Consider the following 15,825-nt stretch of genomic DNA (forward strand, 5'->3'; position numbering starts at 1 on the left):
CAGCATGCTCAAGAAGGTCTTCACGGCCATCCACAGGCATGTCTCCTTCGCCGCCATGGCCATCGTGATCTGCGCAGGCGCGCTCGGGCTCGTCACCTACTACTACACCTCCTATGCCAGCGCCCACAAGATGAGCCAGATCATCCTCAACAACGAGGCCCAGAGCCTCCAGCGCAGCACCGCACGCACCCTCGACCAGGTCTACTGGCTCGAGGGGCTCGTGATAGGCGCAGACGGCGACGACGTCGACCTCGAGGCGTCAGCCGCCCAGCTCCTCCACGGGACCCAGGTGGAGTACGTGCTCCTTGCCCCAGGAGGCATCGTGTCCGACGTCTACCCCTCCGACACCTACCAGAACCTCCTCGGCCTCAACCTCTACGCGAAGGACCAGGACACCTCTGACGCCCAGAACACGCGTGATGCCATCACCACCGGACCCTACGGGCTCTCGAACGGCGACAAGGTCATCTCGAGCACGCTATCGGTGTGGATTCCCAACAGCAGCGGCGTGAGCAAGCTCTGGGGGCTCGTCTCGGTCACCATCAACTACCCCAAGACCATCGAGGCCGCGCTCTCGTCCACCATCGGCGAGGAGGGCTACGCCTACGAGATCTACCCGGCGAAGACCTCCTCCGACGACGTCGACATCACCGTGTCCAACGGCTACGAGGACGGCAACGACGAGGAGACGACCCAGTTCTTCCTGAACCATGCCGAGTTCGTCCTCAAGGCCTATCCCAAGTCGGGATGGGTCAACCTCGACGTCATCGAGTACGCCGCCATCGCCGTCCTGATCGCCTCGGTCGTGGTCGGCCTCATCGCCCGGCACGTCCAGAACCACCTCGCGACGCTCCGCAAGGACGCGCAGTTCGACGAGCTGACGGGGTTGCTCAACCGACGTGCCGCGATGGAGGACGTCGAGTCGATGCTCAAGAGCAACTCGTTCGAGACGGGCGCGTTCATGATGCTCGACCTCGACCACTTCAAGGACATCAACGACACCCTGGGCCACCAGGCGGGCGACACGGCCCTGAAGCACGCCGCCATCGTGCTCAAGACCTGCTGCCGAAGCTCGGACATCACGGGACGCATCGGTGGTGACGAGTTCATCGCGTTCCTCTCGTGCGCCGACACCACCACCTTCGTCGAGGACCGCGCGCGGACGATCTGCGACACGATGCGCATCATGATGCCCGCCAAGGACGGGACCTCCGTGCCGCTCTCGTGCTCCATCGGCATCGCACGGATCCCCGAGGATGGCACCACGCTCACCGAGCTCTACGAGCATGCCGATGCGGCACTCTATGCATGCAAGAAGGCCGGACGCGACTCGTTCTCCTTCTACGACGAGGACGTGGCGGACGACCGGGAATCACGCTAGACAGGGTCATCGCAAGGAGGGGGTCACCTATGGATGCCGTAGGATCTCTCGCGTACTTCAAGGAGCTGCTCGACGAGCAGCACATCACCTATGACTACGCGCGCCTCGTCGACCCGGTCACGCTGACCGTGCTCGAGCACGACGAGACCGGCATCGACTACCCCAAGGGAGACAAGCTGGCGCGGTACTGGTCCGAGGACACCGTGAGCGACACGTCGATGGCGCTCTATGCCTGGCGCAAGGGGAACACGATCTCACGCGTGGACGAGATCGCGGACGGCAAGCGCATCGTCGTCATCGCGCTCCCCACGAGCGTGAGGGGACATGCCTATGTGGTGGAGCTCATCCGCAAGCTCGAGGGGCTGGCCTTCGGCAAGGGGATCCCGTTCCTCGAGGGCAAGGTCCTCATCGAGCAGCTCTCGCAGCTCGAGCACGCTGCCGTCCTCGACGACCTCACCGGGCTGTTCAACCGCGCCTACCTCTATCGCACCTTCCGTCAGGAGGTCGCATCGGCACGCGAGAAGGATAGGCCCCTCTCGGTGGTGTTCATAGACATCGACCACTTCAAGCAGGTCAATGACACCTACGGCCACCTGACAGGCGACAAGGTCATCGCCACGACGGCGCATCGCATCCAGGACGAGGTCAGGGTCGGGTCGGACTGGGTCGCACGCTATGGCGGCGACGAGTTCTTCATATGCCTGAGGGGTGCCGACGGAGCGGCCGCCAAGGCCTGCGCCAAGCGGATCTGCGATGCCTTCAGGGACAACCCCATCCAGGTGGGCGAGCGCGCGCTCGACGTGACGGTCTCTTGCGGCGTGGCCACCCTCACCGACGACGACATGACCGGCGACGCACTCATCGAGTTCGCGGACGAGCGCATGTACCAGCAGAAGGAGGCAGGGCGCACCAGCGCGTGAGGCTCAGATGAGGTCGCGGGACCCCACGAGCGTGCGGGCCGCGCCGAAGCGGTCGTCGATGTCCTCGACGATCCTGCCGTCGATCTTGCCCTGGTCGACCATGCCCCTCATGATCTCGAGGGTCCTCGCATGCGTGAGGCCTGGCTTGTAGGGGCGCTCCTCGGTGAGGGCCTGGTAGATGTCGATGCAGGCCATGAGGCGCTCGAGGCCGTTGAGCTCGTAGCCGTGCTTGCCGAAGGGATAGCCCGAGCCGTCGAGCTTCTCGTGGTGGAAGGACGCCCAGCGGGAGAGGTCCTCGAAGCCACGTACCTGCGAGAGGATCTGCCACGAGTACCAGGCATGGTTCTGGATGTAGACGTACTCCTCGCTGGTGAGCTTGGCGGGCTTCTCGAGCACGTCGCGGTCGATGACGAGCTTGCCGATGTCATGGAGGGCGCCCGCCAGGTAGTACTCCGACTCGATGCGGGCACCCAGGCGATAATAGTGGGCCATGTCCCGGGCCTTCTCGGCGATGCCCATGCTATGGCTCGAGGTGAAGCGCGACTTGTAGTCGGTGATGCGTGCGAAGATGACGGCCAGCCCCGTGAGCTCCTTGCCCGTGTACTCGCGCATGACATCGGGAATCGACGAGCGGAGCAGGTCGGGGATCCTGTCGTTGCGCAGGGTCGAGAGCGAGAGGTAGTCCATCCTCGCCGTGAAGGCATCCACGACCTTGGGCGTGAAGAACCTCCCCCGCTGCTGCGAGAGCATCTGGGTGAGCCTCTCGTACTTCTTGGGGGTCATGGACGAGAGGTCGCAGGTGACGTCCAGGACGTCCGTCAGATGGATGATCTGGGCATAGAGCGGGGTCTGCTCGGCCGGGACCTTGAAGGGACCCGTGCCGTCGGCGTTCTCGTGGTGATAGAGGATGACGTCCTCGATCCGCGAGTAGAACGGCATCTCGGACACGTTCCGCTCGCCGAAGCTGCAGTGGGGCCGGAGGTCGATGACGGCCGTGCCCGAAGGACCCCGCGAGCCGAGGATGTCGTTGCCAGCCTGGTACTCCGAGGTGATGTACTCGGTGAGGGCGTTGTCATGCAGGGCGGCCGCACACGCGAGGTCGACGAGCTGGATGCCGTCAAGCCCAAGGCCCCGCCCCACCTGGACGGACAGGTAGGCGACGCGACGCGAATGGTAGGGCGTGGCACCCACCAGCTCGCCCTCGACCGCATCGAGGGCATATGAGAGCGCAAAGAGCAGGTCCGGCATGCTGATCTTCATGGACGCCCTCCCCTTCTGAAACGGCAGTTATATGGTACCCACTAATTCCCTCATCGCCTGTGGCGACTCGTGGGGCGACGTTTGCCGAACGCTTGCCACCTCCCCCCCAGCCGCTCGTGGTGCAAAAGGCATTCTGGGGATACGATGGGTGCGAGCTTCCGCGTCTGCCACCGAGGGAGGTCGACACGCATGAGGACGCCTAGGACCCTTGCCATGGTCGTGCTTGCCTTCCTTGCGGCCTGCCTCTCGCTCGTCTGCGGTCCCGCGACATGCGCGCAGGCGGCCGAGGCCACGTCATCCACGGACATGCCTCGCGTGCTCTACCTCAGCTCCTATGCCTATGAGTGGGAGAGCGTCCCTACGAAGCTCGATGCCGCACGAGAGACGCTGGGCGACGACGCCCTCATCAACTACGTGTTCATGGACACCAAGCGCCGCACCTACGACGAGGCCGTCGGCGAGACCTACGCCAACGTCAAGGACCGCGAGGACGAGGCCGGGCCCTATGACTACGTGATGGCCGCGGACGACGATGCCCTCACGTTCGTCCTCCAGTACCGCGACGAGCTGTTTGCCGACGTGCCGGTGGTCTTCGAGGGGATCAACGACATGCATCTGGCAAACGAGGCCGCCACGGACCCGCTCATCACCGGCATCCGCGAGACCTTCCCCCTGGTCGACACCATCAAGCTTGCCACGAGCCTCTACCCTGACGCGACCCACGTGCTCGGCATCACGGACGAGTCCGTCTCGGGCATCGGCTCGACCGAGCAGTTCGATGCCGCCTCGAACTCCTTCCCGGGGCTCACCTTCGAGACCCTCGACTGCTCGACGATGACCCAGGACCAGATCGCCGCCGAGCTCGAGAGCCGGGGCAAGGAGACAATACCGGTCCTGCTCATGATGACGACCGACGCCGACGGTAACCACTTCACCAGCACGGAGGCCGTGAGGTTCCTCTCGTCACACGTGAGCGTCCCCATCTTCAAGGGCGACGAGCTCGGCATCGGCGAGGGGATACTCGGCGGCATGGTCGTCTCGTACTCGACCATGTCGACCCAGGCCTCGCAGATCGTGCTCGACCTCATCAACGGCACCGACATCAGCACCATCCCCGTACGCGACGCGACCGTGTCGTGCATCCTCGACAAGGACGTCATGGACGCCTATGGCATCTCGAAGACCCAGGTCGAGGCTGTCGAGGGGACCTCGGTCACCTACGTCAACGACGAACCGAGCATCCTCGACCGCTACGGCACCGTCCTCATACCCATGGGCATCGTCATCCTCGTCCTGGCGGCGAGTCTCGTCATCGCCCACCTGTCGGCGCTGAGGCGCAAGCACTACATGGCCGAGATCGACGAGCGCGACCTCATGCTCAACAGCCTCCTCGACAACCTGCCGGGAGGGGTGGTCGTCTACCGCAGCGACGCTCACGGCATCACGCCCACCTACTACAGCGAGGGCATGGTCAAGCTGACCGGCCTCACGAAGGAGAGCTACGCAGAGACGATCGCCGAGGAGGGGGAAGGTACCTCCGACACGAGCAAGGACCTCGCATTCCTCACCGAGAGGCTCCGGGATTCCGCGATGAGGGACGAGTCGCTGAACCTCAGGTGGCGCCTCCGCAGGAAGGACGGCATCACCGTCTGGTCGCTCCTCTCGGCCGTCTTCATGCGCATGGAAGGCGACGCCACCGTCTACTACGCCGTCTTCGTCGACATCTCCGCCTCCGTGCTCGCCCACGACCGGGAGCTCGAGGCCCAGAGGTCCGACGCCGCGAACGAGGCCAAGACGCAGTTCCTCTCGACTGTGAGCCACGACATGCGCACACCGCTCAACGGCATGCTAGGCCTCTGCGAGCTCATGCTCGAGCGGGATGTGGACGAGGCCACCCGCCAGGACCTCGTGCAGCTCGACAGCGCCGGGCACTACCTGCTCGACCTCATCAACGACACCCTCGACATGAGCAAGATCGAGAGCGGTCGGCTCGAGCTGCATCCCAACGTGTGCAGCGGGAAGGAGGTGCTCGAGGGCGCCCTCAAGCTCCTCGCCCCCAGCATCACCAAGAAGGCGCTCCGCGTCGCCGTGCACACCGAGGGCGTCCCGTGGGACACGCTCTATGTCGACTCCAGCCGCATCCAGCAGCTCATCGTCAACATCGTCGGCAACGCGATCAAGTTCACGCCCGCGGGAGGGTCGATCGACCTCACGGTCGATCACCTCAGCTCCGCCGATGGCGTCCTCCATGACCGATTCACCGTGACCGACACCGGCATCGGCATGAGCGAGGAGTTCCTCCCCCACCTGTTCGACCCGTTCGCCCAGGAGAGCCAGGGCGGCAACACCTCCAACAACGGCACGGGCCTGGGGATGCCGATCTCAAAGCAGATCGTGACCCTCATGGGCGGTACGATATCGGCCACGAGCAGGCTGGGACACGGCACATGCGTGACCGCGACCCTCGACCTCCCCCTGGCGACACCCGAGCAGATCGCCGCCAAGGAGAAGGAGCGAGGCGGCACGGACGGCACAGGTCCCAGCCTCGCCGGGAGGCGGATCCTCGTGGTGGAGGACAATGCGCTGAACGCCAAGATCGCCAAGAAGCTGCTCGAGAACCAGGGCGCCGCCGTCGAGCTGGCCGCAAACGGCCAGCTCGGCCTCGATGCGTTCACAACCTCCGAGCCAGGCCACTTTGACGCCATCCTCATGGACTACCGCATGCCCATCATGGACGGGCTCGAGGCGACGAGGCGCATCCGCTCGTCGGACCACGCACAGGCGGCCACCATCCCCATCGTGGCGATGACGGCAGACGCCTTCGGCCAGGAGGACGACGTGACCAAGGAGGCAGGCTTCGACGCCTTCCTCACCAAGCCCATCGACATCCGCGAGCTCGTCTCCACGATCAACGAGCTCGTCGAAGGCACCGGGAGCCGCCCGCGGCAGCCCTAGAGGCCCTTCACCTTGATGCCGGACCTCAGCAGCCAGACCCAGCCCGCCAGGGCCGCTCCCATGGACACGACGATGATGATGCCCAGGCCCGTGATGTAGTCCGGCCAGGGCAGCTGCGAGAGCAGCATGCCGACGCATCCCACGGCGGTGCATACGAAGTTGATGGTCGACGATGCCGTCCCTGCACCATCGTCTGCCTGCGAGAGCAGGATGTTGACCGAGAGGGGCCTCACGGCCGCCTCGCATACGGCAAAGACGAGGAACGGGATGCAGAAGGCAAGCGGCGCGATGTGGCCGAAGGCCAGCATGGCAACCCCCGCCACCACGGACGCCCCCATCAGGCCGCCCAGGAACTGCCGCGGTCGCATCACCCGAGACGCGACCTCCCAGCTGAACGGTCCCAGCGCCGTGAAGAGCGCCACGACCGAGAAGTACAGGCTGTAGCCCATCTCGGAAAGGCCGAAGTAGGTGATGTAGATGTAGCTCGCGACCGAGATGTAGGCCATGAACCCCACGTTGTAGAGGCTCATGACGAGCAGGAAGGAGGTGAACCCCCTGTCCGAGAGGGTCTGCCTGAACAAGGCGACCGTGCCAGCACCAGACCCGGTCGCTCGCGACCCCTCAGGCAGCGTCTCATCGAAGAGCAGCGAGAAGACGCAGCAGGCCGCCCCTATGCAGGTGAGGGCCCAGAAGGTCATGTGCCAGCTGAAGGCCGAGACGATGAAGGCACCCAGGATGGGGGCCACCACCGGCCCCACGATGAACATGAGCTGGATGAACGAGAGCGCGAGCTGGCGCCTCTGGGGGACGATGGCATCCTTGGCGATGCTGTTGGTCATGGAGTCGGCGGCCCCCGCCCCCAGAGCCTGGATGATGCGCGCCAGGATGAGGACCTCGATGGTGGGCGACAGCGCACAGAGCGCGGCACCGAGCGTGTAGGCGATGAGGCCGCCCACGAGCACCGGCTTGCGCCCACGCCGGTCGGAGAGCGGCCCGAAGACGAGGAGCCCGATCGCGAAGAAGAGGTAATAGCCGACCAGGGTGAGGTTGACCATCCCCTCCGTGGTATCGAGGTGCTCGGCCATGTGCGGGATCGCCGGCGTGTACATGTCGAGCGAGAGCGGCATCACGAGCGAGGTGCAGACCAGCAGGGCCAAGAGCCCCCTGTGTCCAAGCCTGTGCTGTGGCTCGAGCAGCCATGTGTCCTGCATGATGCGATTCCCTCCGGTCGTCGGTACGGTCAGCGGCCATAAGGCTAGACTATCCCCTAAGGGGAGAGTCAACGAGAGCGAGGGGACGATGAGCGAAGTCACTGGGACCAGCAGGGGCGAGGGCCTCCTCTCGATCGGTGAGGTCTCTCGCATGAAGGGCGTCGGCGTGAAGGCGCTCCGCCACTACGAGCGCATCGGCATCCTCACACCGGCCTACGTGAACCCTGCGACCGGGTACCGCTACTACTCTATGGGGCAGATGCCCACGGTCGACGTCATCGTCGTATGCGTCGACCTCGGGATTCCCCTGGCGCGGGTCAGGGAGTGCCAGCGCTCCGACGGCTCCCTCGACGCCGAGAGGCTCTTCTCGAGCAGCCTGGCACCCGCACGGGAACGCATACGCAAGGCGCAGCTCGCCCTGGAATCGCTCGAGGCATGCGAGGCCCATGTGGAGCACGAGGCCCACGCACGGGATGCGACCGCCCCCTACCGCCAGGAGATCGAGGGCACTTGGCTGATCGCGACGGCTTGGAGCTGTGACGAGTTCGACGCCCGCCGCTATGCCGCAGCCGTGACCCTGCTCACGCAGTTCGCACGTGACCACGGGCTCGCGCCGTTGGCGCGGCAGGGAATCGTGTCCAACGCGACCATGACGGCCGGTACGGCTCGAATGGGAACGGGTTGGTCGGTGGTCCTCGAGGCGACAGGGCTCCCGGGCGAGAGGCACCAGTCGCTCCTGGGTCGCAGGGGTCAGGAGGTGCTGCTGCTCCGCCTTCCTGCCAGGACCTACGAGGCTCGTCGCGTGAGGGCTGCCACCTTGGGGAGGTGCTTCTCGGCCGCGCTGGCGCAGGTTCAGGACCGGGTCGACGAGCCGACGCTCGTGCTCGAGTCATGGGGGTTCGGCAACGGCACGCAGGAGAGCTGCTGCGAGGTGCTGACGGAGGCGCGGTGATGCTGCGGCCGGGAAGCCTGCGGCGCATGGCCCAGCAGACGGCGGCGCTGTACCAGGCCGTCGTGGATGCCATGCCACGCGCATGCCTCCCTTTCCGTCTCGCCTTTCTTTCCCGATGTTCCTCTCGCCCATCCTTGGTGGTTTAATGGTTCAAACGGTTGGACCATAAGGAGATGGACATGCCCGACATGAAGCAGATGGTCGACACGATCGCCGACGAGTTCCAGCGCTGCCAGCCGGTCCTCACGGCCCTGGGAGACGAGAACCGCCAGCACCTCATCCTCGAGATGATGCGCATGGGGAGCTGCCACGGCGTACGTGTGGGGCAGATCACCGAGAGGACCAACCTCTCGCGCCCGGCCGTGTCGCACCACCTCAAGATCCTGCGCGAGGCGGGCCTCATCAAGATGCGGCGCGAGGGCACCAAGAACTTCTACTACTTCGACACCGACCCTGCGGCCATGAAGGACCTCCAGGACATGCTGACCCACACACGCCAGGTCATGGCCCTCCTCCCCGGGAGGGGCGAGACCGATGACTAGGCTCCACGTCTTCCATACCGGCAGCGTCATCGTCGATCGCGCCATCCCCTACCACGAGGACAGGCCGCTGGCCGCCCTAGGTGTGGGAAGGTCCGTCGACAAGAAGCTCACCCTGCCCGTCTCGTGCTACCTCATCGAGCACCCGCGGGGTAACATCCTCATCGACACCGGATGGAACACCCGCTATGCCTACGAGCGCCCGAAGCGGTTCGGGGGTGCCCTCGACCGCATCAGCGCCCCACTCGTCCTCGAGGGGGAGGGCATCGACTCCAAGCTCGCGGCCTGCGGCCTCTCCCCCACCGACATCGACTGCGTCTACCTCAGCCACCTCGACTTCGACCACACGAGCGGCATCGCCCTCGTGCGTGGCGCCCGACGCTTCATGACCGCCCGTGCCGAGGTCGCGGACGCCCGCCGTGCGCCACTTCGCTATGTGCGCTCGACCTGGGCGGACGTCGACATCGAGCCCTTCGACTACCAGGAGGGCGGCATCGGGCCCGTCGGCAGGAGCCTCGACGTCTTCGGCGACGGCAGCGTGGTCCTGGTGAGCACGCCCGGCCACACCCATGGTCATGCCTCCGTGCGGGTGGGCACGCCCGAGCGCTACGTCCTCCTGGCAGGGGACGCCGTCTACACGCAGCGGTCGGTACGCGAGCACATCATGCCCGGGTTCACCGTGGACGAGGCGGCTGCCAAGGCCTCGGTGGAGTGGGTCTGCGCGTGTGCGGCAGACCCTGCCTGCCTGACCGTGATCCCCAACCATGACCCGGACACCGAGGAGCAGGTCATCGACCTCTAGGTTCTTCTTGCACCGACATCTTGCAACCACAGACACGAAGGGGCACGCCATGGATCAGATCGAGCTCATGAGGAGCAGGCACGCCGTACGTCACTACCTCGACCACCCCATCGAGGCCGAGAAGCGCGTCGCATTGCAGGGATGTGTGGACGCCTGCAACCAGGAGGGCAGCCTTCACCTGCAGCTGGCCTTCGACGAACCGGAGGCCTTCACCTCCGGCATGGCCCACTACGGCAGCTTCGCCGGCGTGACCGACTATCTCGCGCTCATCGGCAGGAAGTCCACGGACCTGGAGGAGCGTGTGGGATTCCACGGCGAGAGGGTCGTACTTCTCGCCCAGGAGCTGGGCCTCAACACCTGCTGGGTCGTGCTCACCTATGGCAAGCGATCCGTCAAGGCCGACATCGAGGCCGGAGAGCAGCTGGTGGGCGTGATCGCGATGGGTTACGGCGAGACGCAGGGCATCGCGCACAAGAGCAAGCCCGCCGAGAGGCTCTACGAGATGCCAGCCGATGCCCCCGACTGGTACCGCCGGGGCATCGAGGGCGCCACCCTGGCCCCCACCGCCATGAACCAGCAGAGGTTCCACATCACGCTCGACGGTGACGTCGCCCGCGTGGCCCGCGGGATGGGTCCCAACACGAAGACGGACCTCGGCATCGTGCGTCACGACTTCGAGGCCGCGAGCGGCCACGGGCTCGAGGCGTAGGGAGCCCTCGCAGGACGCCCGACGAGCAAGCAGACCAAAGAAGAGGAGAGGCACCCAGATAATCGGGTGCCTCTCCTCTTGAGTCGAAAGGCCATCATCCAAACCATGTGTCAGGACCGACATGCCTCACGGGACCAGGCGGCGCCCCACACCCCGCCACCTGCCACACGGATGGTGCTAGACCCCTCAGTCAAGATCCCTAGCCTGCGCCGCCGTACAACCAAGCACCGTCGGGGTGGAACGGTAGCCCACGCCCATGCGGTCGATGCCCATGTCGATGAGCTCGAAGAAGTGCTCCTGGGTTCGGATGGCACCCGAGCCCTTGACGCGGATCTTGCCCGCGCCAGCCTCAATCATGGCCGCGACGACCTCGTTGGTGGCACCATGCTGCTCCCCGCCGGTGAAGAAGCCCGTGGAGCTCTTGACGAAGTCTGCGCCGGCCTCAACGGCACAGCGGGTCCCGGCCTTGACCTGTTCGATGGTGAGCGAGTCGGTCTCGATGATCACCTTCACGTTCGAGCCGTACGCATGACAGACGTCGACGACCGCCTTTATGTCAGAGGTCACGAAGCCATAGTCGCCGGAGCGCAGACGGCCGTAGTTGGAGACGATGTCCAAATCCTCGATCTTGTAGTTCTTGCAGTACTCCTCGGCCTGAAGCACCTTGGAGGCCGTGGTGGACAGGCCGAACGGGAAGTCGCAGACCACACAGATGCCCGTCTTGGTGCCCTCGACCATGGGAGCCACGATGTCGAGCGAGGCAGGATTGATGCAGATGGTCTTGCACCCGAAGTCGATGCCCTCCTGGGCGTACTTCCTGATCTGGTCGACGGTGAACTCGGGCTTCAGCACCGACTGGTCGACGTAGCTCGCGAGCTCGCGCTCGCTCATCTGCACTGCCTTCTTGGATGGCTTCATGCCGCGTCCTTTCTCCTGGCCCCTTCCGGGGCATTGCCGATGACCTTGGTACCGGGTGATTCAGCCCTTTAGTATCGTTCCTTAGATACCTTGGCCATCTGCAGGATATCAGGCGCGGAGGAAGAGCCACTCCGGTCGAGAGAGAATCTCTGTTTGTATGGTACATAGGATATCTAGCAAGGTAGAATAGTCGTGACACCAGCAACCACGGAGAGGAATTCATGGACGCACTATCGGCGATCACCGCAGACCCACTCGACCATGCCTCGGCCACACCGCTCTACCTGCAGCTCGAACAACGCATCCTCCAGGTCATCGCCACGGGCGGCCTCGACGAGACCACACCGCTGCCCACCGACCAGGAACTATGCCAGAACCTCGGCCTCTCTCGCACAACCGTGAGAAGGTGCTACCAGGACCTGGTGGACACCGGCAGCGTCGTGAGACGTAGGCACGAGGGGACCTTCGTCTGCCCTACCTCCACGCGACAGAACCTCGGGATGCTGCTCAACTTCTCGGCTGAGATGGCTCGCGAGGGCAAGGAGGCCACATCGGAGGTCCTGGGGCTCCGCAGGCGCGCCTCGGATAGGGGGATCTCGAAGCGGCTCCAGGTCCCGGATGGCACCGAGGTCTGGGAGATTCGTCGCCTGAGGCTCGGCGACGGCGTCCCCATGCGCGTGGAGACCGCCTTCGTACCATGCTCCCTCTGCCCGACCTTGTCCGAGAGGGACCTCACGCACTCGCTCTATGCACGCATCTCGGAGGAGTCCGGTGCCTTGCCGGCGCGCGCCGAGGAGGCCTACGAGGCCATCTGCCTCGACGCCAGAGAGGCCAAGGCCCTGGGGGCCACCACGGGCTCGCCCGCCTTCCAGGTCCTCAGGACCTCCTATGACACGCTGCTCCGTCCCTTCGAGACCTCCGTGCTCATCGAACCGGCCGACAGGAATCACCTACTCGTGAGCCTTGATGCAGATGGTCTCACATTGAGGAAATACTACGGCTGAAGTCGCAGCCCTTGGCCTCGGGCATCCCGCGGCCCATATGCCGGGAACCAGCTGCGATTACCCTGCCGCAGATATGACCTCGGCAAAGGCCTCCCCAGCCCAGGCATCCTCCGGCGGGAGCCTCTCCGTGATCAGATAGGTGAACTCCTCGCAGGGCGCCACCAGATACGACCCCCTCCGGGAAAACTTTGACGAATCAGCGAGGAGCACGCGACGGCTGGCGTGCGCCATGGCCTCACGGGTCACCGCCAGCATCTCCGGCGAGGTCATCGTGGGACCGCGACGCCCGTCGAACCCGTCGCAGCCCGCGAAGACGATATCCGCGCAGACCTCCCGCGCCAGCTCGAGCGCACGTCCGCCAGTCGCGGCCCCCGCGCGGCCCACCACCTCACCGCCCGCGAGCACGACTGCGCAGTCCCCCTGCGTGGCAGCGAGCCCCGCGACACGGATGCTGTTCGTGGCTACGGTGATGTCCCGTCGCAAGGGGAGTAGGCGTGCCAAGGCGAGCACCGTGCTGCCACAGTCCATCCAGACGACGTCGCCGTCACCTACAAGTTTGATGGCCTCGCGCGCGATGGCAAGCTTCTCGTGGGCATGGGAGGCCGTCTTCACCCCCACCTCCACCTCGGCTCCGAAGAGCACCTTCGCTCCCCCATGCGTCCGCATCACAAGACCAAGCGCCTCGAGATGTGCCAGGTCCTGGCGCACCGTCTGGGGCGTCACTCCGAAGGAACCGGCAAGGGTCGCCACGTCGACCGTGCCATCCTGGAGCACGCGCTGATAGATGCAGTCCCTCCGCGCGTCAGCCGTCCGAGACATCGTCTCCATCCCCTCTCGACAAACGAAAAACGTGACGTTTCGTTTCTCAAAGTTTATACAAGAACGAAAGTTAATCTCACACGATTTCGTTCTACCGAACGATTATTCTTTTCGTTTCTTCTGCGCGGTCGTAGATTGGAGCCAGCAAAGGACCTCCGTCAGAAAGGATCACACCATGGAGACCATCTACAAGATCAGCCCCTACTACGAGCCGCGGATGTGGGGAGGCGGCACGCGTCTGCGCGACGAGTTCGGCTATGTGACCGACGTGGCCCCCCTGGGCGAGGTCTACAACGTCGTTGCCCTCCCGGGACATGCCGACTGCGGCGTGCCGGAGCTGGGATGCACCCTCTCGGAGCTCTACTCGGCTCGCCCGGAACTCTTCGACTGCGAGACGCAGGAGCTCCCCGTCCGCGTGAACATCCTCGACCCTATCGCCGACCTCTCGATCCAGATTCATCCTGGTGACGATTTCGCCAAGGGATACAACGGTGGCCGCGGCAAGCCAGAGGCCTGGGTCATCCTCGACGCGCCCAAGGGCTCCCGTATCGAGTTCGGGCATCATGCAACGACCTTGGACCAGTTCAAGGACTGGACCGAGGCCCACCAGTGGGACGAGCTCCTTCGCTACCTCCCCGCCAAGAAGGATGCCTTCATCGACATCCCCACGGGGACCCTCCATGCCATCGGTGACGGCGTGCTCACCTACAACATCTCCCGCAACGCCGACTGCACGTTGCGCCTCTATGACTACGACCGCATCGAGCCTGCTACGGGTACCACTCGAGAGATCCAGCCCGAGGAGGTCTACGAGAACGTCAACATGCCCGACAAGCTCATCGACTTCGAGACCTATCCGGCGCGCGAGGAGCTGGGCGTGGACGTGACGCGCTACACCGACCAACCCGGCCTCTACACGCTCATGCGCCTGCAGGTGAGCAAGGCTGGCCGCTTCCTCCACGACCGGTTCGCGTTCTACACGTGCGTCAACGGCTCCGGCACCGTGAACGGCGTCCCCGTGACGAAGGGCGAGACGATCCTCGTGCCGGCTGGTACGGGCTGGCTTGACCTCAAGGGCACGATGGACCTCTTCCTCGCCTCCTATCGCAACGACAACGTGGCGCGCTAGCGCCCAAGAAGAAGGGACCGATCATGAAGCTCCAGATGGCAGTAGACAACGCAGACCTGAACCTCGCCCTTGAGTACGCACGGTGCACCCATGATGTCCTCGACATCTTCGAATGCGGTACGCCGCTGCTCATGCGGGAGGGCGTGCACGTGGTCCGTGCGATCAAGGAGGCCTATCCCGACCTCACCGTCCTTGCCGACTCCAAGATCATGGACGGAGGTGCCGTCGAGACGACTGACATCTGTGAGGCCGGTGCCGACATCGTGACCGTGCTCGCCCTTGCTGATGACGCAACCGTGCAGGAGGTCATCGACACCTGTCACCAGTATGGAAGCCTTGCCATGGCCGACCTCATCTGCGTGACCGACATCCCCGCGCGCGCCCGTGAGCTCGTCACCATGGGCATCGACCTCATCGCCGTGCACACCGGGGTGGACCAGCAGGCGCAGGGTCGCACGCCCCTCGGCGACCTCAAGGAGCTCGTGGGCGCGGTCGATCCTGCCATGGCTGCCGTGGCAGGTGGCATCAACGCCACGACCGTCGCTGACTATGTCGCACTGAATCCCGGGGTCGTCATAGCGGGCGGCGCACTCTATGGTGCCCCTGACCTTCGAAGGGCTGTCATCCAGATGAAGGGGGCGCTGGTCTAGATGCAGATCAAGCAGATTGCGGCCGATGCGGCCGCAGAGCTCACCGACTGCCTGAGCCGTCTTGATGAGGCCGAGCTCGAGGCCCTGGAGGCCAAGGTTAAGTCTGCTCATAGGGTATTCGTGGCCGGTACAGGTCGGTCGCTCCTCATGATTCGTGGGTTTGCCATGCGCCTCATGCACGCAGGACTCGACGTGTCTGTGGTGGGCGAGACGACCACGCCCGCCATCGAGCCGGATGACCTTCTCGTCATAGCCTCGGGCAGCGGGTCTACCTCGACCCTTGTGGCGATTGCCCGCAGGTGCAAGGATGCGGGGGCACCGCTTGCCCTCATCACCACCAGGCCTGACTCCCCGATTGGCAACCTGGCTGACGGCATCGTCACGATTCCCGCCGTCTCGGGCAAGGTCGAAGGCGCCGCATCGATCTCGGTCCAACCTGGTTCCAACACCTTTGAGCAGGCTGTGCTTCTCGTCGGCGATGCCGTGGCAGCAGACATCATCGCGGCAGGTGGCCTGGCAGAAGGTAACGAGGAGCTCATGCGACGGCATGCCAACCTGGAGTAGGGGCGCATGAGA

The 15,825-nt window shown here is 64.8% G+C and carries 15 protein-coding genes; 11 read left to right on the plus strand and 4 right to left on the minus strand.

Going from position 1 to position 15,825, the window contains the following annotated elements; translation table 11 throughout:
• Window positions 1-4: 4 nt before the first annotated feature.
• Window positions 5-1,381: a sensor domain-containing diguanylate cyclase gene (locus LKE50_08235; protein ID MCH3968578.1), complete on the plus strand. Its 1,377-nt coding sequence runs from the start codon at window positions 5-7 to the stop codon at window positions 1,379-1,381.
• Window positions 1,382-1,410: 29 nt separating this feature from the next.
• Window positions 1,411-2,301: a GGDEF domain-containing protein gene (locus LKE50_08240; GenBank protein MCH3968579.1), complete on the plus strand. Its 891-nt coding sequence runs from the start codon at window positions 1,411-1,413 to the stop codon at window positions 2,299-2,301.
• A gap of 3 nt (window positions 2,302-2,304) precedes the next feature.
• Here LKE50_08240 and LKE50_08245 read toward each other — a convergent pair whose 3' ends face one another.
• The gene (locus tag LKE50_08245) at window positions 2,305-3,561 is read right to left on the minus strand and encodes an HD domain-containing protein (GenBank protein ID MCH3968580.1); all 1,257 of its coding nucleotides are present in this window, start codon (window positions 3,559-3,561) and stop codon (window positions 2,305-2,307) included.
• Between the two features lie 189 nt (window positions 3,562-3,750).
• On the opposite strand from LKE50_08245, the gene LKE50_08250 reads away from it, so the two are divergent.
• Window positions 3,751-6,516 (plus strand): ATP-binding protein, encoded by a 2,766-nt coding sequence (locus tag LKE50_08250; GenBank protein MCH3968581.1) that lies wholly within the window; start codon window positions 3,751-3,753, stop codon window positions 6,514-6,516.
• Here LKE50_08250 and LKE50_08255 read toward each other — a convergent pair.
• Entirely contained in the window at window positions 6,513-7,727 is a 1,215-nt protein-coding gene (locus LKE50_08255; protein MCH3968582.1) for a multidrug effflux MFS transporter, read from the minus strand. The genes LKE50_08250 and LKE50_08255 overlap by 4 nt on opposite strands.
• A gap of 88 nt (window positions 7,728-7,815) precedes the next feature.
• On the opposite strand from LKE50_08255, the gene LKE50_08260 reads away from it, so the two are divergent.
• The 4 genes from LKE50_08260 (at window position 7,816) to LKE50_08275 (ending at window position 10,729) form a co-directional block, all read left to right on the plus strand.
• On the plus strand, window positions 7,816-8,679 hold the full coding sequence (locus LKE50_08260; protein ID MCH3968583.1) for a helix-turn-helix domain-containing protein: 864 nt from the start codon (window positions 7,816-7,818) through the stop codon (window positions 8,677-8,679).
• Window positions 8,680-8,858: 179 nt separating this feature from the next.
• A complete protein-coding gene (locus LKE50_08265) occupies window positions 8,859-9,221 on the plus strand; it encodes a metalloregulator ArsR/SmtB family transcription factor (GenBank protein MCH3968584.1) in 363 nt (120 codons plus the stop codon).
• Window positions 9,214-10,020, plus strand: a complete 807-nt coding sequence (locus LKE50_08270) for an N-acyl homoserine lactonase family protein (protein ID MCH3968585.1) — start codon at window positions 9,214-9,216, stop codon at window positions 10,018-10,020. Before LKE50_08265 ends, LKE50_08270 begins: the two co-directional genes overlap by 8 nt.
• A gap of 49 nt (window positions 10,021-10,069) precedes the next feature.
• Window positions 10,070-10,729, plus strand: coding sequence for a nitroreductase (locus tag LKE50_08275; GenBank protein MCH3968586.1), 660 nt, complete (start codon window positions 10,070-10,072; stop codon window positions 10,727-10,729).
• A 186-nt stretch (window positions 10,730-10,915) separates the two neighbouring features.
• Here the strand turns inward: LKE50_08275 and deoC are convergent, their stop codons facing one another.
• Entirely contained in the window at window positions 10,916-11,647 is a 732-nt protein-coding gene (gene deoC, locus LKE50_08280) for a deoxyribose-phosphate aldolase (protein MCH3968587.1), read from the minus strand.
• Window positions 11,648-11,868: 221 nt separating this feature from the next.
• Between deoC and LKE50_08285 the strand changes: the two genes are divergently transcribed.
• A complete protein-coding gene (locus LKE50_08285) occupies window positions 11,869-12,651 on the plus strand; it encodes a GntR family transcriptional regulator (GenBank protein MCH3968588.1) in 783 nt (260 codons plus the stop codon).
• Between the two features lie 57 nt (window positions 12,652-12,708).
• Here LKE50_08285 and LKE50_08290 read toward each other — a convergent pair whose 3' ends face one another.
• Complete coding sequence (locus tag LKE50_08290; GenBank protein ID MCH3968589.1) at window positions 12,709-13,470, minus strand: DeoR/GlpR family DNA-binding transcription regulator; 762 nt, start codon at window positions 13,468-13,470, stop codon at window positions 12,709-12,711.
• A 175-nt stretch (window positions 13,471-13,645) separates the two neighbouring features.
• On the opposite strand from LKE50_08290, the gene LKE50_08295 reads away from it, so the two are divergent.
• From LKE50_08295 to LKE50_08305, 3 genes are read left to right on the plus strand one after another with little or no spacing between them, the layout of a single operon-like run.
• The gene (locus LKE50_08295; GenBank protein MCH3968590.1) at window positions 13,646-14,599 is read left to right on the plus strand and encodes a class I mannose-6-phosphate isomerase; all 954 of its coding nucleotides are present in this window, start codon (window positions 13,646-13,648) and stop codon (window positions 14,597-14,599) included.
• Between the two features lie 35 nt (window positions 14,600-14,634).
• Entirely contained in the window at window positions 14,635-15,249 is a 615-nt protein-coding gene (locus LKE50_08300; GenBank protein MCH3968591.1) for an orotidine 5'-phosphate decarboxylase, read from the plus strand.
• Complete coding sequence (locus tag LKE50_08305; GenBank protein MCH3968592.1) at window positions 15,250-15,813, plus strand: SIS domain-containing protein; 564 nt, start codon at window positions 15,250-15,252, stop codon at window positions 15,811-15,813.
• The last annotated feature ends 12 nt before the right edge of the window (window positions 15,814-15,825 follow it).

The sequence above is a fragment of the Atopobiaceae bacterium genome (genome assembly GCA_022483015.1).
Lineage (GTDB): Bacteria > Actinomycetota > Coriobacteriia > Coriobacteriales > Atopobiaceae > JALCUE01.